General features: G+C 62.4%; 23 protein-coding genes. 10 read left to right on the forward strand and 13 right to left on the reverse strand.

All coding sequences use genetic code 11. From position 1 onward, the window contains the following. The first annotated feature begins 191 nt into the window (after positions 1-191). Positions 192-401, forward strand: a complete 210-nt coding sequence (locus CCC_RS00240) for a cold-shock protein (protein ID WP_008618036.1) — start codon at positions 192-194, stop codon at positions 399-401. A 53-nt stretch (positions 402-454) separates the two neighbouring features. On the opposite strand, the gene CCC_RS00245 is transcribed toward CCC_RS00240, so the two are convergent. Together CCC_RS00245 and CCC_RS00250 are read right to left on the reverse strand one after the other, a co-directional pair. After that, positions 455-1111: an exonuclease domain-containing protein gene (locus CCC_RS00245; RefSeq protein ID WP_009866986.1), complete on the reverse strand. Its 657-nt coding sequence runs from the start codon at positions 1109-1111 to the stop codon at positions 455-457. Between the two features lie 101 nt (positions 1112-1212). After that, complete coding sequence (locus tag CCC_RS00250) at positions 1213-1449, reverse strand: hypothetical protein (RefSeq protein ID WP_041039088.1); 237 nt, start codon at positions 1447-1449, stop codon at positions 1213-1215. Between the two features lie 277 nt (positions 1450-1726). On the opposite strand from CCC_RS00250, the gene CCC_RS20920 reads away from it, so the two are divergent. The 3 genes from CCC_RS20920 (at position 1727) to CCC_RS00265 (ending at position 3420) form a co-directional block, all read left to right on the forward strand. Then, complete coding sequence (locus CCC_RS20920) at positions 1727-2860, forward strand: HD-GYP domain-containing protein (RefSeq protein ID WP_160295484.1); 1134 nt, start codon at positions 1727-1729, stop codon at positions 2858-2860. Between the two features lie 91 nt (positions 2861-2951). Then, positions 2952-3182 (forward strand): SlyX family protein, encoded by a 231-nt coding sequence (locus CCC_RS00260; protein ID WP_009867349.1) that lies wholly within the window; start codon positions 2952-2954, stop codon positions 3180-3182. Between the two features lie 16 nt (positions 3183-3198). Next, entirely contained in the window at positions 3199-3420 is a 222-nt protein-coding gene (locus CCC_RS00265) for a hypothetical protein (protein ID WP_009867348.1), read from the forward strand. 28 nt (positions 3421-3448) lie between these two features. Here the strand turns inward: CCC_RS00265 and CCC_RS00270 are convergent, their stop codons facing one another. Next, entirely contained in the window at positions 3449-5701 is a 2253-nt protein-coding gene (locus tag CCC_RS00270; protein WP_052472837.1) for a methyl-accepting chemotaxis protein, read from the reverse strand. 399 nt (positions 5702-6100) lie between these two features. Between CCC_RS00270 and CCC_RS00275 the strand changes: the two genes are divergently transcribed. Together CCC_RS00275 and CCC_RS00280 are read left to right on the forward strand one after the other, a co-directional pair. After that, positions 6101-6304 carry a hypothetical protein gene (locus tag CCC_RS00275; RefSeq protein ID WP_041039090.1) on the forward strand — a complete coding sequence of 68 codons (204 nt, stop codon included), beginning with the start codon at positions 6101-6103 and terminating at the stop codon, positions 6302-6304. A gap of 179 nt (positions 6305-6483) precedes the next feature. Next, positions 6484-7713, forward strand: coding sequence for a hypothetical protein (locus CCC_RS00280; RefSeq protein WP_152619646.1), 1230 nt, complete (start codon positions 6484-6486; stop codon positions 7711-7713). On the opposite strand, the gene CCC_RS21465 is transcribed toward CCC_RS00280, so the two are convergent. Next, positions 7710-9185, reverse strand: coding sequence for a bifunctional glycosyltransferase/class I SAM-dependent methyltransferase (locus CCC_RS21465; RefSeq protein ID WP_009867546.1), 1476 nt, complete (start codon positions 9183-9185; stop codon positions 7710-7712). The two genes, CCC_RS00280 and CCC_RS21465, sit on opposite strands and share 4 nt — an antisense overlap. Positions 9186-9350: 165 nt before the next feature. Here CCC_RS21465 and rfbC point away from each other — a divergent pair, with 165 nt between their 5' ends. Next, the gene (gene rfbC, locus CCC_RS00290) at positions 9351-9911 is read left to right on the forward strand and encodes a dTDP-4-dehydrorhamnose 3,5-epimerase (RefSeq protein WP_009867545.1); all 561 of its coding nucleotides are present in this window, start codon (positions 9351-9353) and stop codon (positions 9909-9911) included. Between the two features lie 7 nt (positions 9912-9918). On the opposite strand, the gene CCC_RS00295 is transcribed toward rfbC, so the two are convergent. The 6 genes from CCC_RS00295 to CCC_RS00320 form a co-directional block, all read right to left on the reverse strand. Further along, the gene (locus CCC_RS00295) at positions 9919-11826 is read right to left on the reverse strand and encodes a methyl-accepting chemotaxis protein (RefSeq protein WP_041039093.1); all 1908 of its coding nucleotides are present in this window, start codon (positions 11824-11826) and stop codon (positions 9919-9921) included. Positions 11827-12064: 238 nt separating this feature from the next. Next, positions 12065-12919, reverse strand: coding sequence for a hypothetical protein (locus CCC_RS00300; RefSeq protein ID WP_041039095.1), 855 nt, complete (start codon positions 12917-12919; stop codon positions 12065-12067). Between the two features lie 73 nt (positions 12920-12992). Beyond that, a complete protein-coding gene (locus tag CCC_RS00305; protein WP_041039098.1) occupies positions 12993-14222 on the reverse strand; it encodes an OmpA family protein in 1230 nt (409 codons plus the stop codon). Between the two features lie 382 nt (positions 14223-14604). Next, complete coding sequence (locus tag CCC_RS00310) at positions 14605-15027, reverse strand: hypothetical protein (protein ID WP_041039100.1); 423 nt, start codon at positions 15025-15027, stop codon at positions 14605-14607. Between the two features lie 260 nt (positions 15028-15287). After that, positions 15288-16085: an alpha/beta hydrolase gene (locus tag CCC_RS00315; RefSeq protein ID WP_052472838.1), complete on the reverse strand. Its 798-nt coding sequence runs from the start codon at positions 16083-16085 to the stop codon at positions 15288-15290. Continuing rightward, positions 16082-16414, reverse strand: coding sequence for a hypothetical protein (locus tag CCC_RS00320; protein WP_009867418.1), 333 nt, complete (start codon positions 16412-16414; stop codon positions 16082-16084). The genes CCC_RS00315 and CCC_RS00320 overlap by 4 nt, the downstream gene beginning before the upstream one ends. Before the next feature lie 166 nt (positions 16415-16580). On the opposite strand from CCC_RS00320, the gene fliN reads away from it, so the two are divergent. After that, entirely contained in the window at positions 16581-16865 is a 285-nt protein-coding gene (gene fliN / locus CCC_RS00325) for a flagellar motor switch protein FliN (RefSeq protein ID WP_009867419.1), read from the forward strand. A 59-nt stretch (positions 16866-16924) separates the two neighbouring features. After that, the gene (gene fsa / locus CCC_RS00330) at positions 16925-17581 is read left to right on the forward strand and encodes a fructose-6-phosphate aldolase (protein ID WP_041039102.1); all 657 of its coding nucleotides are present in this window, start codon (positions 16925-16927) and stop codon (positions 17579-17581) included. Here the strand turns inward: fsa and CCC_RS00335 are convergent. Further along, a complete protein-coding gene (locus CCC_RS00335; RefSeq protein ID WP_052472839.1) occupies positions 17541-18422 on the reverse strand; it encodes a carbohydrate kinase family protein in 882 nt (293 codons plus the stop codon). The genes fsa and CCC_RS00335 overlap by 41 nt on opposite strands. 64 nt (positions 18423-18486) lie before the next feature. Here CCC_RS00335 and CCC_RS00340 point away from each other — a divergent pair, with 64 nt between their 5' ends. Beyond that, positions 18487-19704 (forward strand): MFS transporter, encoded by a 1218-nt coding sequence (locus CCC_RS00340; protein WP_236686252.1) that lies wholly within the window; start codon positions 18487-18489, stop codon positions 19702-19704. Here CCC_RS00340 and CCC_RS00345 read toward each other — a convergent pair. Both CCC_RS00345 and CCC_RS00350 read right to left on the reverse strand, forming a co-directional pair. Next, on the reverse strand, positions 19683-21059 hold the full coding sequence (locus CCC_RS00345; protein ID WP_009869150.1) for a sensor histidine kinase: 1377 nt from the start codon (positions 21057-21059) through the stop codon (positions 19683-19685). The genes CCC_RS00340 and CCC_RS00345 overlap by 22 nt on opposite strands. Next, positions 21056-21733, reverse strand: a complete 678-nt coding sequence (locus CCC_RS00350; RefSeq protein WP_009869151.1) for a response regulator — start codon at positions 21731-21733, stop codon at positions 21056-21058. The genes CCC_RS00345 and CCC_RS00350 overlap by 4 nt, the downstream gene beginning before the upstream one ends. Between the last annotated feature and the right edge of the window lie 11 nt (positions 21734-21744).

Raw genomic sequence — 21744 nt, forward strand, 5'->3', positions numbered from 1 at the left:
ATTTCACCGATACGCACGGCCAGGGCGGCATAACTCATTTGGTGCGAATCACGAGCAGTGCTTGCATTTGAGCGCTAAAAAACAAACACTGTAAAAGTCGATCATGCCACGAGCAAAATTCTAAGTTGATCGGCACCTGATACAGGTTGCGAGGGTCGCGGCTTGTCTATCTCATTTTCGGAGAATTCTTCATGCCGAATGGCAGTGTCAAATGGTTCAACAGCACCAAGGGCTTCGGCTTTATCGCTCCGGACAATGGCGGTCCCGACGTGTTCGTGCACATCTCTGCCGTCGAGCGGGCCGGCCTCTCCGGGCTGAATGACGGCCAGAAGGTCTCCTTCGAAGAAGAGCGCGATCCCCGTAAGGGCAAGACCTCCGCGGTCAATCTGAAGGTCCTCTAAGCCTTCCGATGATACGGCCGGCACTGCTCGTCAGTGCCGGCCGTGTTCATTTTTCAGCTTGCGTCCCCATCTCCAAAGCTCATATAGCGGGTATCGTCTTGGACGAATCCGCCCGCCATCTTCATGAAGGCTTCGGCCGTCAGAATCGCGTCGAGCAGGGCTCCGTGATGTTCGAACCGGTCCGACCGGTCGACCCAAAGACGATCACACAGCACGTCCAGCGAGCCGGGAACGCCGGGGAAAAACTGCCGGGACAGGTCTTGGGTGCAGACGAAATCGTCGACGCTGAAAATCATCTCGTCAAATCCGCACCGTCCGGCCCGCGCATATTCAAAATTCAGAAACGCCATCTCGTTTTCAGCGCTGTGCGCCAACAGCACGTCCTGGCCGATGAAGGCTTCGAACTCGTCCAGGATATCTCTGAACGAGGGGGCGTTCTTCAGTTCCGCCGGGCTGATCCCATGGACTTCGACCGATGCCTTGGAGACGGGGCCGCCCGGTTGGATGCGGCGCTGCCAGCTTTTTCCGGTTTTCCATCCCTCTTCCGAACGAACCAGTTCGAGGCAGCCGATTTCGATGACGATGCCCGGCAGGCGCAGCCCCTTGGGCATCTTCCTGATCTCGGCCGGGGTCGGGACCTGAAATCCCGTGGTTTCGGCATCAATGGCGATGATCCGGTCAATGGCGCTCAAATCTTCAAGGGACAACATGGCGGTGTATTCCTGGGGGCGGACGAAGAAGGGACCACCGTGTTAGACACCCTCAAGGGGGCGGCGTCCATCGTGCAACTTGGAACGAAAAAGCGCCGCCGTCAGCCGGAATCGCCGACAGGGGACGCGGGCAGGAAGAAACGGGGATCCGTCAGGGCGGAGACAGAGATGATCCGCGTCTCGCCCTGATGGAAGAAACTCTCCATCCGGACATGGGCGATGCCGTCGACCGTATCCCAGACCCGAGACACCACCCAGACCTTATTGGGCTGATCTCCGATCTTGACGAACCGGTCTCCGGGCTTGACGGAGGGGAGCGCGCGCTTAAACCAGGACATGTTCCGGCTCCAAAATAGCAATCCACGCCGGAGCCGCTTCCTGATCTTTTAATCAGGAGTTGAATGCGTGGGGCTGCCTTTGAATTGAGTCCCGCCGTCGGGCGGGCGGGAGAGAAGGTTACGCCCTGGGAGGCGAATTGGGCAATGGGCGGAATGCTCCGGGCGCCCCCTCCGAACGGGAGGCTCCCATGTTAACGGGTTGTAAACTTTTGTATAGCGGTTCAAGATTCCGCCACCTATATTTCCCTCCTTCGCCACGATGAACAGGGGGGCTGTCGTGACGCGTCACTCATCCAAGGGAAATCCATCCGGGCCGGATGCCTATTTCTCTCCGGGGCAGATGCTTGTCGTCATCGACCAAAACCCGCGCATGCGCGATGAACTGGCCCGGCTGGCCGCATGCTCGTTCCGGGTCACGGATTTCCCCGATGTGGATGCGGCCGTGGCGCGGGTGACCAAGGAGCCCGCCGCCATTCTGATCGGCGCGGGCGTACCGGCCAGTGGCCGGACCCCGCCCATCGAGCGACTGCGCAAGCATCCCACATTCGGCCGCACACCCGTTATCCGCGTGGGCCATGCCAGGCCGGCAACGGGCGGCGCGGCGGCCGCCGACCGGGTGCCCGATGCCGAGCTGGCGCTGCCCGTCACCTCCCACGACCTGATCCGCCGGATCTGCGATCTTGCCAACAAGGCCGTGGAGGGCGAATGGGATAAGCTGCCCAAGGGGCCGCGCGCCGCGCTGAGCCAGACCCTGGCGGTGTTCAGCGGTATCCGCGATCTGGTGGGAAAGGGCAAGCCCATCCAATTCAAGACGGTCTCCGATGCCTGCGCCCCCGTACTCGACAGCGTGCGGCAGTCCGGGCATGGCTATATTTTCGAGGGGCTGCGCAGCCACAATGACATCTGGTATGTGCACTCTCTGCGGGTCGCGACCTTGCTGGCGCTGTTCGGGCATCGGATCGGCCTGGACGACGAGTCCCTGATGACCCTTGCTTCGGCAGGGTTCGTTCATGACTTCGGTAAGACCAATTACCCCGAAGGTCTCAGTTCCAAGATGGACGCGCTGACCCCGGAGGAGAAGGCGGTCGCCCATAACGGGCACGTCCTGGGCACGGCTGACTATCTGCGCCAGCACAGCGACGCGCCGCGTGCCGTCGTCATGGTGGCGGAACAGCATCACGAGCGGCTGGATGGCAGCGGTTACCCCAAGGGGCTGAAGAATGGCGATATCAATGACCTTGCCCGCATGGCGGCCATCGTCGATGTGTTCGCCGCCCTGACCGAACGCCGGTCCTACAGGGCCGCCATGACCCCGATGCAGGCGTTGGAAGTCATGGAGGAATTGTTGCGCGACAAGCTGGACATGCGTCTGGTGCGATTGTTCCGCGAGATGTTGCTGCAAGCGGTCTAGGGCCCTCTTTCCCGGGTTGCCCATTCCCGCCCGGCGTCATAGCCTGGGGCGTCAGTGCTGACTGATGCGTTCCGAGAACAGGTGGACAGGAATGACCGACGATCTTTGGACCGACGAAGCCGACCGGCGCCTTGTCGCCCTTGAATCCCGGTTGTCCCACCACGAGGTGATGGCGGAGGAATTATCCCAGGTCCTGGCTGAACAGGCCCGGACCATCGACAGGCTGGTGATGGAAATCCGTAGCTTGCGGGACCGGTTGGGCGAGGCCGAGGCCGGATTGCCCGCCTCCCCCCAGGACGACAGGCCTCCGCCACATTACTGAAGAAGGCGATGACACCATGATCGGCAATGACGGCAAGCCTGTGACCCGAGACCAGATTCGCGCGGCCATCACCGCCTATAATACGGGAGAGCGCGGGTCCAAGGATTTTGCCGCCATCCCCCGTGCCCTGGTGACCATCCTCGACAATCTGGCCGTGGGCAAGACCACCTATGTCAAGGGAGGCGACGGCCAGCTTCAGGTCAGCCGCCGCAAGGACAAGAGCATCGCCGCCGGATAGGCCCTCCGGGCAATGTGAGGATTCAGATTCAGGTGCGGAAGCCGAGGCGCAATCCGCCCCAGTGGCGTCCCTTGACGAAGATGGGCGCTGAGGCGTCGACCATCAACTGCACCGTTCCATCCCCCATATTGCGCCGGTAGTTCTGAATCAGCAGCGGGCTGGTGTTTTTGGCCGCCGCGAGACCCGTCGGATCAACGAATTTGCGCCGGTTGCGGCAATGGGCATCGTTCCATGCCGGGTCGGATCCCTGGGGCTGGGAGTAGATCTTGTTGTGAGTTGGCAAATAGCCGTTGCGATCGACTCCGGCGCTGAAGACCACAAGGTCGTTCATCTTCAGGGCGCTTTCCTGAAGTTCGGGGAACAGGCGATCGGTCAGATCGACGAACTTGGTACTGAATTGCTGCGGGTTGGTGCCGGGAATGGGCATGTAATTTTCGTCGAACAGATCGGCCATGGTAATGGCTCCGGTCTCCACGGCATTCTCAAGGCGCCGCGACAGTTCTGCGGCATTGGCGATCACCGCGTCGAACAGGACCCGGTTGCGCTCGACCATCTTTTCCGGTTCGCGGACGGTGGACAGGAAGGACTGCACCTGGGTCGACAGGAATTCCCCCTGGCGCGACAGTTCGGAAGCCGATGAACTGATCTGCTGCGCCGCCGCGCCGGTATCGCTGGCCGCTGTTTCCACCAGAGCGATGCTCTGAGCGACTTCCTCGGTGGCCGAGGAGGCTTCATGCACGTTGCGGGCGATTTCGCTGCCGGCGGCGCTTTGCTGGGTGACGGCGGCGGAAATGGAGGCGCTGACGGAATAAAGCTGGCTGATGGTTCCGGCGATCTCTTCGATGGCGCCAACGGCAGCCACGGTGTCACGCTGGACGGTATCGATCTGGCTGCGGATATCGTCGGTGGCGCGGCTGGTCTGGTTGGCCAGGGTCTTGACCTCATTGGCCACGACGGCGAAGCCTTTTCCCGCTTCGCCAGCCCTGGCGGCCTCGATGGTGGCGTTCAGCGCCAGAAGATTGGTCTGGCTGGCGATGTCGTTGATCAGGTTCACCACCTCGCCGATGCGCTCGACGCTGCGCGAGAGCGTTTGGATGAGAGCCATGGTGCTTCCGGCCTGGTCCTTGGCCTGACTTGAGACCGTCTGGGAGTAATCCACCTGGCTGGCGATTTCCGCGATGGAGGCGGTCAACTCCTCGGTGGCGGTGGCGACCGTACCCACATTGATGCTGGTTTCGTGGGCGGAGGACGCGACGCGGATCGACTGATGGCTGGTGGATTGGGCGGTGGCGGACATTTGCTGGGCGGCGGCCTGTAATTGGGTGGCCGAGGAGACCACGCTCCGCACAACCTCACCGACCGATTCCTCGAAATTACCGGCCAGGGCCAGCAAGGCGGCGCGGCTTTCGGCGCTGGCCCGTTCCTGGTTCTCCTTTTGCGCAATATGAAGCGCATCCAGTTCCTGCGCGGAGGTGAGGAATGCGTGAAGAGCCTTGGCGATGGGACCCAATTCGTCCTTGCGGTCCTCGGTCAGGATCAACTTGGCCCGGTAATCCTTGGCCAGGACAATGCGCACGTCGGAATTGAGGCTGTTGAAGACATGGGTCATGTGGCGGGAGAACAAGAATGCGATCACGACGCCGCCCGCCATGGTGGCGCCAAGCAACATCCAGATACGCCGAATAAGCGCCGTGCTGTGATTGAGCAATGATTCCGAGGTTTCCGAGAGGCCATTCATGGCGGTGTCGATGAACTCGTCCCCGGCCCGCTGCATTTCCTGCATGGAGTCCTGCAAGGCCTCTGAGGACTTGTCGAAATCACCCATGATCGGATTGCCGCCTGCCGGGCCCGACTTGACATAGGCCTCGGCCATGACCCGGCCCTGCGCGTAATAGAGGGGAAACTGTTTTTCCACTTTCTCCAGGGCATTGACCACGGAACCGAGTTTCAGCGCCAGGGCTTCCTTGCGGACCAGATTCAGATCGGTCTGAAACTTGCCCGCATATTCCTCCGCTTTCTCGAAGCCGTCGCCCAAGCCGTCCAGCCCGCGCGTGGCGGAAACATCGGAGAGGAACTGCTGCACCTGGACCACGTCCAGTTTCAGGGAGTCCAGGCTGCGCAGCATGGGAATGGCGTGGTCATGAATCCTGTCGGCGCGGTTGTCCATGTCCCGGATTTCCGGCATCTGCCCATCAATGACCAAGATGGTGACCAGACCGAACATGGCGGTGAGCAAAACGGCGCCCGCGAAAGTGAGGACAATCTGAGTCCGAAGTTTCATGTCCGCCACCCCTCTAAATTTATTGGTGTTCTGAGGCGATTAGTTTCGCCTTAATAAGCCATCACACCTTTCCATCGGCATATCAAAGATGTATGACGCAATCAATGCCAAAGTCCCTGGCTGCATATGACTAAGTATAAGCCGCAGGTAATATTTGTATTTCTTAATGAAGCTTAGGATGTAATCCAGGCTTGCTGGCCCCATCCGATAGAGGGAGCCGACAGAGTGTATGGGGCGAACCCGCCCTGACGGTCGAGGGGCCGGATCCGTGATTCACGGCACGGCTATTGTGCGGAGCAGCATTTTCGCATGGTTGGGATGTGATCTTCGGGAACCACTTGGGCCGCAAAAGCAGGCAAAAGGGTCACAAGCGGGATGCTGTCGCAAAGGAGATCGGCGATGCCGAAGTTTCTTGTTTCCATCGCCCGGAATGTGGCCAAGCGGGATGTCCTCGAGGTTAGCGCCGAGAGTGCTGATGAGGCTCGTTGGATTGCGGCTTCGAGCTGCGATGCCTGGATGGATGCCGAGCTGGGCGAGATTACGGTCATGCCCGCCCCCATCGCGGCGGATCACAAGATGTCCGCCCTCAAGAGCGCGGCCTGACCCTTATCCTTGGCCCGTAGCTTGGTCCAAGCGGGCGGCGCCACGCTTTCTTGCCCCTTCGCCGGAGGGCGGACTATAGTCTGCCGACATTTCGGGTGGGGTTTGGCAGGATGCTCACGGGGCGGATAAGCAGGTATGCAAGGGCGGTCTTTCTGCTCTTTTTGCTGAAACTGGCGCTGATGGCGTCCCTTGTTCTGCATGATCCCGCCGCCTTCATCATGGGCGACGGCTTCGAGTACCAGACGCGGGCCGATACTTTGTCGGCCACGGGAAAATTTGGTTCCCTGCACATGGATGGCAGCGTCAGCGATGACGGCTACCGGCTGCCGGGCTATCCGGCCTTTCTGTCGCTACTGAGATTTTCTGACGGTCCCGAGCGGGTGGCGGTCTGGAGCCTGCTGCAACTGGTGATCTGCCATGCCTGGCTGTTGCTGGTTGGCCGCTGGATCATGCGCAGGCATGGAGACAGCAGCGCCACCTATTTCGTGGTCGCTCTGTCCCTGACCCTGCCCTGGACCCATTACGTTGCCGTGGTCCATAGCGACTTTCTCTTCGCCGTCTTGCTGTTTTCCGGCGCGCTGTGTCTTGCCACAGCCCAGGAAGAGGGGGCCGCCCCATCGGTTCCGGTGGCGGGGGCCGCGCTGTTCTTTGGCGCGGCCGCGCTGACCCGGCCCGACCTCGTCTTCCTGCCCTTCTGGCTGGCGCTCCTGGCCGGAGCGGGCTGGGTCTGGAATCTCCGTTTCGCCGGGGCGCGGGGGCGGTTTGCCGCCATGCCGGTCCTGGCTGCCGCCTTGGGCAGTTTTGGCGCCATGGCGGGCTGGGCGATCCGCAATTACCTCGTCATCGGCCGGTTCACCTATACCTCGGTGGTCGATACGGTCGTCATGTTCTTTGCCTCCAGCGCGGACAAGACCGTCGTCGGCCCTCCGGGCAGCGGCGGATTGCTTCAGATGCTGGACCTGATGCTGCAAAGCTCCATGAAAATCCTGGTCGGCTTCATACCCGCGCTGGCTCAGATCTTTTTCAATCCCAGCCGGTGGTACCTGCACTTCTACATGCATGGCTGGGGGCTGGATCTGAAGAGCAGCGGCGTGCCCTTTTCGGAACTGGGTCTGTCGGGGCTGCCGGTCATCGAATATGTCTACATGGCGGTGGAGGTTCTGATCCCGCTGGCGGTCTTCGCCGTCTTCGCGCGCTTTCTGGTGGCTTTTTGGAAGGGACGGATCAACGCGCCCCAGCCGGTTTTAGTCCTGATGGGGGCGCTCGCGCTCTATCTTGTGGTGCAAAAGGGAATTTGGGGCGTGCTGACCGTGGGCAGCGGCCAGCGCTATGGCATGTCGATATTGCCGTTCATCGTCTATTTCGGCGCTTTGACCTTTGCCTGCCGGAGAGATGAGAGACGCGGTTAGGGCCGGTCGAGGGTGGCGGCCAGCAGGTCTTTCAGGGTCGGGCGCTTTTGGGCCCGCAGAAAGATCTGATAGGCGAACAATCCCGGCCAGACCCGGATCGCCCAGCGGTTCAGGGTCAGCAGCAGGTCGGCCAGCGTCGTGCGGCCCAGGGCCAGGGGGAAGGGCGCGGGGATCCCCCGGATCTCCTTGACCTCAAAGCCCGACTGCTCGAACAGATGGCGGATGGTGGCGAAGGTGTAGAGCCGGGTGTGGGTCATGTCGAGAATGCCCCGCTTGCCGTAATTGAACAGCCCGAACAGCAGCCCCAGCCGCACCACCAGGAAGCCGACATTTCCCGTGCTGACCAGAAGTTCCGTCTGGGGACTGAAATCAGGATCGCCGTGCAGCCGGTCGACAAAGGCTTCGGGCGAGGCCAGATGCTCGATGATGTCGAGCATCACCACCTTCTGCTTACTGGCCAGTAGGCCGGGGGGAAGGGGGGTGTTGAGGTCGTGAGCGATGAACTCCTTGAAGGTCACCGGCTGTTTCGGCGCCGAAAGGTCCAGCCCGGTGACGTCGCAGCCCCTGCCAGTCAGTTGGGCCGCCAGGTCGCCTTCGCCACAGCCCAGTTCCAGCACCGTTTCGCCGTCCCTGATGAACGAGGCGGCGACGGTGTGGGGGCTGTCGAAATCGAGCTTGGATTCGTACAGAACTTCTCCGGCGGCGGGACGGCAGTCATAGAGCCGGTCATAGACCAGGCCGAAATCGTTGAGCCTGGCGCGGCTGGTGGCGCAGACCACGTCCCAGGCGTATTTCATGCCGTTGACGTGGCAGATCTCGTCTCCGTAATAGGTGGGAATGGGAAGTTCCCGGATGCGCTGACCGGCGCGCTGCAACTGGATGATGATCTGGGTGTCGAAGTGAAAGTCGTTGGTGTTGAGGTGGAATGGAATCGTCCGAAGGGCGGCGACGGAATAGAGGCGATAGCCCGAATGGAACTCCGTCAGTTCCAGGCCAAGAACGGTATTCTGGAAGAAGGTCAGGATCTTGTTGCCGACGAACTTGTATAGCGGCATGCCGCCCTGGCGGGCGCCGCCATGGGTCATCATGCGCGATCCCATGACGGCCTCGGCCTGGCCTTCGGCCAGCGGCGCCACCAGTTCGGGCAGGCATTCGGGGGCGTACTGGCCGTCGCCATGGATCAGGGCGACATAGTCGAAACCGTTCTCCATGGCATAGAAGAAGCCGATCTTCTGATTTCCGCCATAGCCCTGATTAACCGGATTGCGCAAGACGGTGATGGGAAACGGCCATGTCTCTTGCATGGCGCTTTGGTAGCCGACCCGGAAGGTGTCATCGGGCGATGCGTCGTCGATGGCCAGGACCTCGACGTCATAATGATCTGTCAGGCTTGCCGGAATGCGGGAGAATACCGCGGAAATGGTCTTTTCCGCGTTATAGGCCACGATGAAGGCGAGGAGGCGTTTCTTCATTCTATGCGCTCTGTCCTTAAGTCCCGGAAGCGGCCTTTCGCAAGCAATACCGATCCGGTTCTAATGACAAGCGAGGGGAAAGGAAAGAGATGTGTTCGCCCTTGTCGGGACGGGCCGAATGCCGCTAGGTTCGCTGCTTATCCTTCGAACCCGCATGGTCTGCCTATGAATGTCATTTCTCTCGCCATCCCCGAGGTCAAGGTTCTGACCCCAAAGCGCTTTGGTGACGACAGGGGTTTCTTCGCCGAGACCTATAATGCCCATATCCTGGCCGAGCATGGGATCACCGCTGTCTTCGTCCAGGATAATCAGAGCTTTTCCCGCCCTGCCGGTGTGGTGCGGGGGCTGCACTTTCAGCGCGAACCCTATGCCCAGGACAAGCTTCTGCGGGTGGTTCGCGGCGCAATCCTCGATGCCGTGGTCGATATCCGTCCCGGTTCGCCGAGTTTCGGCCAGGCGGTGACCGTCGAACTGTCCTCGGAGGACAGCGCCTCCATCTTCGTTCCCAAGGGCTTCGCCCACGGCTTCATGACCCTGGAGCCCGATACCGAGGTCTTTTACAAGGTGTCATACCGCTACACCCCCGAGGCGGAAGGCGGGATCCACTGGCGCGATCCAGATCTGGCCATCTCCTGGCCCTTGGACCGGATCGGGGGCGAGGGGGCCGTCACCATCGCCGCGCGCGACCAGTCCTTCGGCCTGCTGCGGGATCTGGCCCTGCTCTAAGGAGCGCCTAAGCCGCCTTGACGCTTGTCAGGAAGACCCCCACATGGCGCCCGAGATCGGCGCCGGATTCTTCCAGAATCTTGGCGACGCTCAGCATGGCGCTGGCCATTTCCCCGGTATTGCGGGCCGCCGAAGCCACGTCGGAGATGCTGTGGGTAATCTCCTGGTTGCCGGTGGAGGCCTCGTTGACGTTGCGGACGATTTCCTGGGTGGCGGCGTTCTGCTGCTCGACGGCGGCGGCGATGGAGGCGACCACCTCATCGACGCGGGTGATGGCGCCTCCCACGGTCTTGATGGCTGCGACGGCACCCTGGGTGGAGGCCTGGATACCGTTGATCTGTTCGGCGATTTCGCTGGTGGCCTTGGCGGTCTGGTTGGCGAGATGCTTGACCTCGCTGGCCACCACGGCGAAGCCCTTACCCGCTTCTCCTGCCCTGGCGGCTTCGATGGTGGCGTTGAGCGCCAGGAGATTGGTCTGGGACGCGATGTCGTTGATCAGATCGACGATCTCGCCGATTTTCAGCGCCGCCTGAGACAATCCCTCCACCGTCCCATCGGCGTCCCGCACGCCCATCACCGCTTCCTGGGTGATGCGGGTCGTGTCTTGGACCCGGCGGCTGATTTCCATGGTGGAGGTTCCCAGCTCCTCGGCGGCGGCGGCCACCGTCTGGATGTTGTTGGACGACTGGTTGGCGGCCGAAACAACAGCGGAGCTTTGAGAGCTTGTCTGCTCCGCGGCGGCGCGCAAGGCCGAGGAGGTGGTGTTCACCTGACTCACCTGCCCATCGACCTTGGCGATGATCCGCCGGATCATGACGTCGAAATCGGCGGTCAGCAGTTCACGCTTGCGCCCTCTGGCCAGTTCGCGCTCCTGTTCCGCGCGGGCCTGGGCCTCAAGCCGTTCGGCTTCGGCCATGCTGTTCTTGAAGACCACCACTGACCGGGCCATCTCGCCGATCTCGTCACGGCCTTCGGTAAACGGCACATCCACGGTCCTGTCGCCCTTGGACAGGGTGCCCATCACATCGGTCATGGCCCGGACCGGGACGACGATGGAGCGGCTGACCCCAAAGGACGCCAGGATGAACAGCATTGTCGCCAGGCCGCCCACCAGACTGGCGACCTGCAAGGTATGACGTCGAGTGGCATCGCTTTCCTCTTCGGCAAGCTTGGTCTGCTCGGTGATGAAATCGTCAACCTTGTCGAAGGCGGGAGTGAACGCGGAATAGATGGCGCTGAGATCGCCCAGTGCCTTGCGCGAGGCCTGGTCCGCCTGGATCAGGGCGGCCAGTTTGGTGCGGTATTCGTCGATCAGCTTTTGCGTATTGGCCTTTCCCCTTGTCTCCACGGGCGAGGCCTCCAGGCGCCGGGTGAAGGCCTGATGCTCGGCATCGACCTTGGACATCATTTCGGGCTTGCCCCGCAGAAGGTAGTCCTTCTCATAGCGCCGCATCATCAGCATATGGACCATCAGGGACTGGTCACCGGATTCCGCCACCACCTTTTCGACCGCATGGACGGCATTGCGCAATTCGCCCTGAAGCCCGCTGGCTTCATCCAGCCCAGCCGCCTTCATTGTGTCGACCAAGGATTCAAAAGCCTTGGCATATGCATTCATTCCCTCGGAAATCTGCCGGGACAGGGCGCTGACCGGGGCAAGCTCTGGCAAAGAGAGCAATTTGTCGGCCATGGCCCGGGTTTCGGTGACCCCCGCATGGACCTTGTCGACATATTTCAGGTCGCGCCGCAGCAGGAAGTCCTTTTCGCTGCGCCGAAGCTGGAGGTTGCCGATCTCCAGGGCCTCTGCCGTCAGACGGGCGGTATAATAGGATTTCAGCTTGGCATCGTCGCGGGCGAGGGAGGTCAGCGACCACACAATGATGGCGCCGGTCACCACCAGGGCCAGAACCCCCAATCCCGATAGGGCGAAATTCGGTAGCGAACGGAAAGCCCAAGCATGACGACCTCCAGCCGATAAACGACGACTGTTCGCTTATACCGAGGTCTTATGAACAATGTTTTGTTACGAATTAAACAGATTATAAATCTCATGCCGCATCGCAACAACCTGCGCGGTGGTACGGTTTGGGCCTGTGGTCAAAAAAAGAGCGGGTAGTTGCCTACCCGCTCCGATTGGTTATTGAGGCCCGCGCCTATTTGGCCTTGGGCTTGGTCTTGGCGGGGCCATGACCATGGCCGTAACCATACCCATAACCACCGTAACCGTAGCCATATCCGCCCCAGCCATCACGATGCCAGGTATAGGCATAGGGATCGAGCATCTGCGGCTTGATGGTGGAGATCGCCGACACCGGCAGGGCTTCGAGAGCCGTGCCGGGTTTGGCGGCCTGGATCTTGGAATAGGGCACCACGGATACCGTCAGGTAGCTGGCGTCCTTGAAGGCCTCGGTCCGGGTGTAGGTCTTGTTGTTATAGACCACGACACCGGTATTGGCGGTCCAGGCGCTATGCTCCTTGGCGGTCAGCAAGGCGGCGTTGAAACGGCGCTGCCAGGCTTCGGCCACATAGACGATTTCCTCGTTCTGATTGGTCGGACGATAGCGGCTGCCGATATAGCTCAGAACGTCCACCGAGTAGTTGGGCACCATGGCATGGGCTTCGTCGGTGATGGTGACGTCGAGGGTCTCGCCCGCCGCATCCTTCAGGGCCGCATTGATCAGCGGAATGTCGGTCTGAATGGACTGGTCGACGACGGAGCTGTAGAGGGTCTGCTTGACGGTCTCTACCACGGGGCGGGTGCGCGGGTCGTAGGGGTTGGCTACGGGTTCGAGAACCTGCAGGGTCTGGTCGGCCTTGTTGTAGACGGCGAAGGTGCCGACCAGGGCGGTCAGGTCGTTCTGATACGTTCCGGCGGGCGCCACATAGCGTGTCTCGGCCGGGGGCACCAGATTGGTCGGCTTGGCCTCACTGGCGTAGTAAATGCCAGAGCAACCGCCCAGGGCGGGCAATAGGCAGGCGATCACCGTGGTGATACGGGACTTATTCATCGTATTTGCTCCCACATCTCATTTTCCGATGGGCGATGCCGGAATTTTCCTCCGGCATCGCCGAGGGGGTTCATCAGTAGCCGAACAGAATCTCGACGCGCCGCGCGCGTCCGTCATAGGCGCCGCCCCAGACTTCGCCAGGACGGGCTTCGACGGAGGTGGTGCTGCCGCCCAGCTTGGCGATCTCGGCGGCGACCGCCTGGGCGCGTTCGTTCGACAGACGGGCATTGGTCGCGGCCGAGCCGGTCTGATCGGTGAAGCCGACGACGGTGACCGTTTTGGGCTTCAGAGTCTTCTGGGCGGCGACGACCTGCTTGAGGCGGGCGATATCGGCAGAGCCCAACCGGCTGGAGCCGGGGAGGAAGAACACGGCAAAGCCGTTATGCCCGTAATAGCCGCCCCAGCCGTGGCCGTGATCGCCGTAGGCATATCCGCCGTAACGGCCATGCGCCCAGGTCGGACCCGCCAGGGTGATTTCGACGCGGCGGTTCTTGGCCTCGGCCTTGTTGTCGCCGGTGGCGACGGCCAGCTTGGTCTCGCCCAGAGCGTTTTCCGAGATGATGGCGGGATTGACGCCCAACTTGACCAGTTCCGCCGTCACGGCGTCGGCCCGCTGACGCGACAGCCGCAAATTGGCATCGGCGGCGCCCAAGGTATCGGTATAGCCCGCCACCGAAACCAGGGGGGCATGCATTTGCGCCTGGGCGGCCGCGGCCTCCTTCAGGGTCTGCAGCGCCTGGGGCGACAGTTTCGCCGAGCCGAGGTCGAAGTTGATCGTGAAGCTGCGGCGGGTATCGGCGGCGACCTCAGTCGTCCCGACGGCCTTCTTCAGGATGGGCTCGTGGGTCAGGAAGGTGGTGCGGCAGGGGCTTGCGGCATAGCCTTCCGCCGCCTGCTCGAGCCAGCAGTCGAAGGCCACCTGCGCCTTGGCGGCGGCGGCGGGAACCCGCTGGGTGGCGCCGCCCTGGAAATAGCCCATCAGGCGGGCCCGGGCGGCGGTCAGTTCGGGCAGTGCCGAAGCCGGAACCGCGCGCTGGCCGATCTCATCGGGCAATACGGCCTCGCCATTGCCAGCCATCAGACCCTTACGGGCGGTGGAGGAGGCATCGACCCATTCCACTTCCTTCAGGACCTGGGACTGGGTATAGGCCTGATATTCCTGGAACAGCGCCTGGGTAAAGGCCGAGCCGGACGATGCCTTGGATCCGAGGATGGTTTGCACATCCGTGACATCCGACGGCGTCGCACAAGCCGCCAGGGCCGCAACGGCGCCTAGACCAACCAACCGTGTGAGTCTTTTCATTTTTCATTCCTCATCTAGAGAATGACATTAGGTCTTCCTGAACGGGCAGCTTTGAACAGCCAGCGCGTCAATCGGAAGTAGCCGGGATAAGAGAAATTTGTTGCGATACGCGAAACGTAATCGCCCACCTTCGCACTCCCCCCTCCAAACAATACGTGCGGGCGTTCTTAACCGTAATTTAAATTGTCCTAGGTGTGAAGTCCCCGTGAAGGGAATCCATATGCAGACGTCCACAATATGGAGAGGCCAATATTCCGTGACAAGATGCAGGCCTACAGTAAACACCTTATGTGGAGTAAAGAAATTTTGTCGGCACAGGTGCCAGAGGCGCCGATTCCATCCGGAATGCCGCTATGGCCAAGGCCGGAAATTCAGGGGAAGGTCAGAACAGATAGTTCATCACGCTGCCCGGCTTGACGGAGCCGGGAGACGTGATGCGGATGTTCTGTTCATAGGTCCCGACGCCGCGCAGGACGTCGTTCAGGAAAATCTTCGACGAGGTGGGGTCGCTGCCATCTTCCGAGTTATCGGTGCCGTACTCGAAAATCCGAAGCGAGGTCTGGGGCGCGAAGCCGCCCTTGCCCTCGCGCTGGCGACGGCTGCCGTCGGGATTGACGCCGCTTTCCTGCTGGAACCGGAGGATGGATTCCTCGTTCAGACCCATATGCTGGGCATAATCCAGCCGTTCCACATCGGGGCGGGTGGAGGATGCCACATTGCGCCCGCCCGTGCCGACACGCGCAGTCGCCGCCGCCACACTTGACGCCGCCGCTGCCGATCCGACCTGTTTGGTGCTCAATGCCATGATTGAAGCCTGGGTACACGAAACCTAGATTAATCCAACGTTAATCATAGCCTTGTGGGCCCCCGAAGGGAAGCGTTATCGCAGCGCCGCAATATGTTCCCGCCGGTCTTCGGGCCAATGGCATGTGGATAAAATTCAAGGCGGGATGGTGCCGTCCGGCATTCGCCAAAAGTAGTTTCCTGCGAATTGGGGGGCAATACCTTTGCTCTATTTCCGACGTTTTTGGCGGTCCGGAAGCAAAGCTTGCGGCAACCTGACGCTCAGAACCGGGATTCCAGCCAGGACAGTATGCGTTCCGCCGCTGGCTGCCACCAGCAATCGTCGAGCATCAGTCCGTGGGGCGCTCCGCTCAGCAGCGAAAGCTCGGCGTCGAAATAGGTGGCGGTTTCCCGCAGAGCCGAAGCCGGGACCAGCACGTCCCGGTCGCCGCCCATGACCAGGATTTCGGGACGATGCTCGCCCAGGGGAAGGCGCGGGCGGGTTGGATTGAGCAGTTCGACGCAGATGCGGTGTGATTCCTTTTGCAACAGGGGCAAAAGGCGGTCCAGGACGTCGTCCGGCGTGGCGTCGGAGAAGAAGGCGCGGCGGATGACGTCGCCCTTCACCACTGTCGGCCCCAGCGCCTGCAGCAAGCCGAACTGAAGGCAGACATCGGGTGAGAACAACGACAGATGCAGGGCCGACGACATCAGGCCCGATGGCGGAACGCTGGCCAGCAGCACGGCGCCTTGGACCCGTTCGTCGCCGGTCAGGCAGTGCTGGACCAGAAGTCCGCCCATGGAATGGCCGACTAAGATGACCTCTCCGCCGATGTGATCCATGGCCGAACGGATATCGGCGACGTAATCGGCCATCGAGGCGTAATTGAAGCCGCCCTCGCTGCCGCCGTGGCCGCGCAGCGACACCGCATGGCTGGACCAGCCGCGATGGGCGAAGAACGGCATGAAATGCTCGGCCCAAACCCAGGCGCCGCAATAGGAGCCGTGGACGAACAGCAGGGCGGGGCGCTGGGCGGCGGGACCCCGGGGCGGATGGCAGTGCAGAAGTTCCAGTTTCACGACAGGCCGATCGATTTCTTGAGCCGCGCGAACAGACCCGGCTTGGGTTCAGGCTTCTTCTTTGGGGCCGCCTTGCGGGCGGTGGAAGCGATGCTCACCGGTTTCGCCTTGGGGACCGGCTTGCAATTGGGATTGGTGTAGGAAAAGAACAGGCGGAACTCGCCATCGGCGGCCACCTTGTAATAGGCCACCTTTTTTATGGTGGGGTCCAGCTTGCAGCGCCGCTTGGCATCGATTTCCGCGGTTTCGCGATCGTCGATATCGGAATAGTCCAGCTTGCCCTGCTTGAGTTCCTGCCCTTCCCGGCAGGAGTAAATTTCAGTGCTCATGCGCCCGTCCTCTGCCCGGGGCGGATCATAGCGGCAGGGCCTTGGAAATCGCAACCGTCTCCAATGCACAAAGCGTCGGGCATCCGGTTAACCGGATGTTCGGAAATGCCGGATATGCTATATATTGTGAAGGCCCGCGTATCCTGGGCCAAAAGGATGAATCGACATGGCCGACGACGACGCGATCAACGCAGCCCTGGGTATCGGAGATAACCGCGAGGCGGTCTATGACGTCTCGGTGGAACTGTCGGCCGTGCTGGGAACCGCCAATCTTCCCATCGCCCAACTCCTGAAACTGGGCCGCGGCGCCGTGGTGGAACTGGACCGCAAGGTCAACGATCCCGTCGATCTCTATGTCAACCGCAAGAGGGTCTGCCGCGCCGAGGTGGTGGTGGTCGAGGATCATCTGGCGGTGACCATCACCGAGGTTTTGAAGCGCGCCGCCGATTGACGGCACGCCTCGGGCTGCTAGTCTGTGCCCCGCAAACGCCAATGCAGGGGCCTTATTCCATGAAGTTCTTTATCGATACCGCCGAAGTCGCGGAGATCCGCGAGCTTGCCGCCACCGGTCTGGTGGATGGCGTCACCACCAATCCGTCGCTGATCGCCAAGTCGGGCCGCAAGATTCTCGATGTGATCGCCGAGATTTGCGACATCGTCCCCGGCCCCATCTCGGCCGAAGTGGCCGCCACCGATTTCGACACCATGCTGGCCGAGGGCCGCAAGCTGGCGGCCCTTCGCCCCAATGTGGCGGTGAAGGTGCCCTTGACCCTGGCCGGGCTCAAGACCTGCAAGGTCCTGGCCGATGATGGTGTCAAGGTCAATGTCACCCTGTGCTTTTCCGCCAATCAGGCCATCCTGGCCGCCAAGGCCGGTGCCGCCTTCATCTCGCCCTTCGTCGGGCGTCTGGACGATATCGGTCAGGACGGCATGGACCTGATCGCCGACATCGTGTCCATCTACCGGGAATATCCGGCATTCCGCACCGAGGTGCTGGCCGCGTCCATCCGCCATCCCATGCATGTGACCGAGGCGGCGCGCCTGGGCGCCCATGTGGTCACCATGCCGGCCTCGGTGTTGCGGCAGATGGTCCAGCATCCCCTGACCGACAAGGGCCTGGCCGCCTTCATGGCCGATTGGGCGAAGACCGGGCAGTCCATTCTCTGAGGATTTCGCGGACGCAATCGCGGTCAAGGAACGACCCCTTGCGGGTCACCTTGGCCGATCCCCAGCGTACGGCCAGGGGCAGGGCGTGATCCATCTCCATTCCCAGGGACAGGGCGTGGGCGAGGCCCGCTGCAAAAGCATCGCCCGCCCCGGTGGTGTCCACCACATCCACGTCGGGTGCCGTGGCCCGCAGCCGTTCGCCATGGACACTGAAAGCCTCGGCCCCCTCGGCACCATGGGTGATGACCACCCAGCGCAGGGTATCGCCAGCCAGGGCCCGTCCCGCCGCCAGAGGATTGGACAGGATGTCCGGATCGAGATCCCCATGGGAGCCGACCAGCACCTGGACCGGAAGCCTGCCTTCGTGCAGGGGCTGAATCTGGGCGATGATCGGGCATAGGGCGGATTTGGTCCGCAGCAATTTTTCCAGATCCTGGCCGTGGGAGCGCACGTAAACGCAATCGGCCGCCAGATCCAGCAGGCGCCGGGGTGGCCGGGTTTCCCGCGCCCGTGTCAGGTTGACGATGGTCCGCTCACCCTCGGGGTCAAGCAGGACCAGAGAATGGGTGCTGGAGCCGGAAAGGCGGGTCACCGGGCCGACATCCACGCCGTATCGGGACAGTTCGGCCAACAATTCGTCGGCCAGGGAATCGGTCCCGACCGCAGCAACCAACGAGACCTCGTGTCCGGCATGGGACAGCGCGATGGCGGCATTGGCGCCGCCGCCGCCCAGGCGGGTTGCGGGAGGGCTTCCCTGAAGATGGGTTCCTTCCCGCAGGCGTTGATCCAGATGGATGACGTCGTCGCGGGCGATGCTGCCCAGGACCACGATTCGTGCCATCGCGGCCTCCCTTGCTCTACCCTCAGGATAGTCCTAATCGCCATACGATGCCATGATGACCGTCATGACCGACACGGATTCAAACCCCAAGGGGCAAAGCTGGGGGCGCGCCTTGCGCCATCCCGGCTATCGCTTGTTCTTCTGCGGCCAGGCGGTGTCGCTGATGGGGTCCTGGATGCAGATGGTGGGGCAAAGCTGGCTTGTCTACCGCCTGACCGGTTCGGCCGAAATGCTGGGGCTGGTGGCCTTCGTGGGACAGATTCCGGTATTCGTCTTCGGATTGCTGGGCGGTGCCGTGGCCGACCGCATGCCGCGCCGCCGCCTGATCCTTCTCACCCAGGGGATCTTTTTGATGCAGGCGGCGGCGCTGGCCGTGCTGACCCTGGCGGGATGGGTCGAGGTCTGGCACGTGCTGGCCCTGGCGGTGGTCTTCGGCATCATCAACGCGGTGGACATTCCCGCCCGCCAGGCCTTCACCGTGGATCTGGTGGGTAAGGAGGATTTGGGCAATGCGGTGGCGCTGGATGCCTCCATCTTCAACGGAGCGCGTCTGGTGGCTCCGGCATTGGCCGGTTCCCTGGTGGCGGGCCTGGGCGAGGGGTGGTGCTTCGCGATCAACGCCCTCAGCTTTCTCGGCGTACTCGCCGCCTTGGCCGTGATGCCCGAGCCGAAGCAGGGCGCGGGCGCGCCTGCCGGCGAGAGCATGCTGGCCCGTATCCGCGATGGTCTGGTCTTCGTGGCCGGACATGGCCCCATTCTGGCCCTGATGGCCATGCTGGGGCTGTCGGGGCTGATGGGGATGTCGTTTTCCGTGCTGATGCCGGTCTTCGCCGACCGTGTCCTGGGCGGCGGGCCGGAGACCCTAGGCCTGCTGATGAGCGGTGCGGGAGCCGGTGCCCTGCTCGCCTCGCTGGCCGTGGCGGGGCCTGCGCAGGGCGCGTCGCGCGGGCGGGTGGCCTGGGGCCTGTGCGGTTTCGGCTTTGCCCTGGTGGCATTTTCCATGTCATCGCTGACGCTTTTGTCCATGGGGCTGCTGGCCCTGGCGGGCATGGCCCTGGTGGCCCACAACACCGCGTCCCAGACGCTGGTCCAGACCCTGGTGCCCGATGCCTTCAGGGCTCGGACCATGGCGCTGTATTCCATGACCTTCATGGCGGCGACGCCTTTGGGCTCGCTGCTGGCGGGGGTTGCCTCGGGCCATCTGGGGCCGCAGGCCACCGTGGCCACGGGCGGCATGGCCTGTATCCTGGGAGCCCTTGCCTATCGCCGCTGGGCGCCCTGATCGGGGAAAATCAGGGAAAAGATCGCGCCGCCGCCGGGGCGGTCCTCCACCTCCACCCGTCCCGAATGGGCCATCATGATCTCGCGCACGATGGCCAGGCCCAGGCCCGATCCGCTCTTGCGCCGTTCGGCCCGCCAGAAGCGCTGGAAGATGCGGTCACGCAATTGGGCGGGAATGCCGGGCCCGCGATCCTCGACCCGCAGGATGGCCGGGTTTTCGACCCGTACGCTGACGGTGCTGTCGGCGGGGGTGTGGGTCAGGGCGTTCTCCACAAGATTGCGCAGCGCATTGAACACCGCCTCGGCATTGGCGGTGATCAAACATGGAGAGGGAGACTCGATGACCTCGATCATGCGGTGCTGCTTGAGCGCCATGGGCGCCAGAAACGTCCCCACGTCCACGGCGATGGCGTTGAGATCGGCCTGCTCGTCCATGGCGACGGTCAGGGCCTCGGCGCGGGCAACCGTCAGCAACTGGGCGATCAGGCGGGTCATGGACTCCAGGTCGCGCACCAGGGCGTCGCGGGTGGCCGGGTCGGGAAGGGTCTCCACATGGGCCCGCAGCACCGCCAAGGGAGTGCGCAATTCGTGGGCGGCATCGGCGGTGAAATCGCGCTGGATGCGGAATCCTGCCTCAATACGGTCCAGGGCGCTGTTGATGGCTTTGACCAGCGGCATGATCTCGCGCGGGACGCCGGCTTCCGGCAAACGGATGTCGGTACTGCTGGGGCCGATGCCAGCGGCCTGTTCGGACAGGCGCTGGAGCGGCAGCAGCGAGTTGCGGATGGTCACCAGACTGACCAGCAGCATGGCCAGTAGGAAAGGTGCCCCCAGCCAGCCGCCTTCCGTGGCGAATTTCCGCACCAGTTCCTGGGTAATGGCTTCGAAATCGCGACCGCTTTCCTCCACCTGGACGACCACCTTGCGGTCGCCGACCATGCTGGGCATGGCGGCACCGAACATGCGCATGGGGCCGGGACCGTCGGGGTTGTACTGGTAGAGGGTCAGGGCTCGGATAGCCTCCTTTGGGGGCTCTCCCACATCGCCCCCCACCACTTTCAGGATGGTTCCCGTGCCAGCATCGCGGATGGAGAAGCGGAAATCGTTGTCCGTGGTGTTGGCGTAATAGGCCAGAGTCGCTTCCGACATGTTGACGGCGACGGAGCCGTCGGGCGTGGCCCGCAGATTGACGGCGACCGAACTGACGAATTCGCTGAGCAACTGGTCGCGCATCACCTCGGTGACCGAATGGTATTTCCACCATAACCAGGAATAGGCCAGGACGATGGCGACCAGGGTGGTCAGCGACAGGCGGAAGACGATGCGCCACAGGATGGCCGGTGGCTGGCGGATCAAGGAGCGCCGTCCGCCAGCATGTATCCGATGCCGCGCAAAGTATGGACGGTCAGGCGCGCGCCCGTCTGTTGCAGGCGTTTGCGCAGACGCGACACCAGCACCTCGACCGAATTGGGCGTGACGTCGTCGTCGAAACCGTAAAGTCCTTCTTCCAAAGAGCGCTTGGACACCACTTTGCCCGCGCGGCGCAGCAGATGTTCCAGCATTTCCATCTCGCGGCGCGGCATGGAGATCAGGGTGCCATCGACCCGCACCTCCCGCCCCGTTGTGTCGAAGGTGAGATTGCTCAAGGACAATTCCACCGACAAGGCCGCGCCCGGCCGACGCAGAATGGCCCGCAGCCGGGCAATGAGCTCCTCCATGGCGAAGGGCTTCAGCAGGTAGTCGTCGGCACCGGCATTGAGGCCCGAGACCCGGTCGCTGACGCCGTCGCGGGCGGTCAGCACCATCATGGGGCAGGGGGCGGATTTTGCCCGCTGGGCGCGGATGATGTCCAGGCCGTCGCCGTCGGGCAGGCCGAGATCAAGGATGGCGGCCTGATAGGTGGCGGACTCGAAGGCGGCGATGGCATCGGCCTTGTTGCCGAACACGTCTGGGACGAAGCCTGCGCTTTTCAGCGCCCCCGAGATGAACTCGGCCAGACGGTCATTATCTTCGACCAGCAATATGCGCATGAGCCCCGCGA

The sequence above is a fragment of the Paramagnetospirillum magnetotacticum MS-1 genome (genome assembly GCF_000829825.1).
GTDB lineage: Bacteria > Pseudomonadota > Alphaproteobacteria > Rhodospirillales > Magnetospirillaceae > Phaeospirillum > Phaeospirillum magnetotacticum.

What these genes read in the sequence shown, in the direction of transcription:
- CCC_RS00300 (WP_041039095.1), bottom strand. Translation starts at nt 12,919, where the DNA reads ATGAATAAGTCCCGTATCACCACGGTGATCGCCTGCCTATTGCCCGCC.
- CCC_RS00245 (WP_009866986.1), bottom strand. Translation starts at nt 1,111, where the DNA reads ATGTTGTCCCTTGAAGATTTGAGCGCCATTGACCGGATCATCGCCATT.
- CCC_RS00305 (WP_041039098.1), bottom strand. Translation starts at nt 14,222, where the DNA reads ATGAAAAGACTCACACGGTTGGTTGGTCTAGGCGCCGTTGCGGCCCTG.
- CCC_RS00320 (WP_009867418.1), bottom strand. Translation starts at nt 16,414, where the DNA reads ATGAGCACTGAAATTTACTCCTGCCGGGAAGGGCAGGAACTCAAGCAG.
- CCC_RS00265 (WP_009867348.1), top strand. Translation starts at nt 3,199, where the DNA reads ATGATCGGCAATGACGGCAAGCCTGTGACCCGAGACCAGATTCGCGCG.
- fliN (WP_009867419.1), top strand. Translation starts at nt 16,581, where the DNA reads ATGGCCGACGACGACGCGATCAACGCAGCCCTGGGTATCGGAGATAAC.
- CCC_RS00260 (WP_009867349.1), top strand. Translation starts at nt 2,952, where the DNA reads ATGACCGACGATCTTTGGACCGACGAAGCCGACCGGCGCCTTGTCGCC.
- CCC_RS00350 (WP_009869151.1), bottom strand. Translation starts at nt 21,733, where the DNA reads ATGCGCATATTGCTGGTCGAAGATAATGACCGTCTGGCCGAGTTCATC.
- CCC_RS00270 (WP_052472837.1), bottom strand. Translation starts at nt 5,701, where the DNA reads ATGAAACTTCGGACTCAGATTGTCCTCACTTTCGCGGGCGCCGTTTTG.
- fsa (WP_041039102.1), top strand. Translation starts at nt 16,925, where the DNA reads ATGAAGTTCTTTATCGATACCGCCGAAGTCGCGGAGATCCGCGAGCTT.
- CCC_RS00240 (WP_008618036.1), top strand. Translation starts at nt 192, where the DNA reads ATGCCGAATGGCAGTGTCAAATGGTTCAACAGCACCAAGGGCTTCGGC.
- CCC_RS00335 (WP_052472839.1), bottom strand. Translation starts at nt 18,422, where the DNA reads ATGGCACGAATCGTGGTCCTGGGCAGCATCGCCCGCGACGACGTCATC.
- CCC_RS00310 (WP_041039100.1), bottom strand. Translation starts at nt 15,027, where the DNA reads ATGGCATTGAGCACCAAACAGGTCGGATCGGCAGCGGCGGCGTCAAGT.
- rfbC (WP_009867545.1), top strand. Translation starts at nt 9,351, where the DNA reads ATGAATGTCATTTCTCTCGCCATCCCCGAGGTCAAGGTTCTGACCCCA.
- CCC_RS00280 (WP_152619646.1), top strand. Translation starts at nt 6,484, where the DNA reads ATGGCGTCCCTTGTTCTGCATGATCCCGCCGCCTTCATCATGGGCGAC.
- CCC_RS21465 (WP_009867546.1), bottom strand. Translation starts at nt 9,185, where the DNA reads ATGAAGAAACGCCTCCTCGCCTTCATCGTGGCCTATAACGCGGAAAAG.
- CCC_RS00250 (WP_041039088.1), bottom strand. Translation starts at nt 1,449, where the DNA reads ATGTCCTGGTTTAAGCGCGCGCTCCCCTCCGTCAAGCCCGGAGACCGG.
- CCC_RS00275 (WP_041039090.1), top strand. Translation starts at nt 6,101, where the DNA reads ATGCCGAAGTTTCTTGTTTCCATCGCCCGGAATGTGGCCAAGCGGGAT.
- CCC_RS00340 (WP_236686252.1), top strand. Translation starts at nt 18,487, where the DNA reads ATGACCGACACGGATTCAAACCCCAAGGGGCAAAGCTGGGGGCGCGCC.